The 306-nt window shown below is 44.4% G+C and carries 1 protein-coding gene; it reads left to right on the top strand.

Annotated elements, in window-relative coordinates; all coding sequences use genetic code 11:
• On the top strand, positions 1 to 306 hold a 306-nt coding region (locus AWH02_RS11190), incomplete at both ends, for a GBS Bsp-like repeat-containing protein (RefSeq protein WP_236708901.1).

Here is a 306-nt window from a genome sequence, read left to right as displayed (position 1 = left end):
AAAATTCCCAAGGGAAGTATCTGTCTCATGTCTATTATGTTACAGCGACAGGAACAAAAGAATTTGTAACGGGTACGGCTACTACCGTTCATCACAAGCATTCAGCTGGGACTCTTACAATTGAAAATAACAACTCTACCACTGGAACTTTTGATGCGGTTATTCGTAATGTAGTCGCTCCAAATGGTCTCAAGGAGGTATTAGTTCCAACCTGGTCAGAAGTCAACGGTCAGGATGATCTTGTTTGGCACAAGGCAGTGAAGCAGGCAGACGGTAGCTACCGAGCGACGATTAAAGCTAGCGATC

Source organism: Streptococcus gordonii (assembly GCF_001553855.1).
Classification (GTDB): domain Bacteria; phylum Bacillota; class Bacilli; order Lactobacillales; family Streptococcaceae; genus Streptococcus; species Streptococcus gordonii.
Note: the sequence above shows the minus strand (reverse complement) of the source record. Positions and strands in the feature narration are given on the sequence as shown.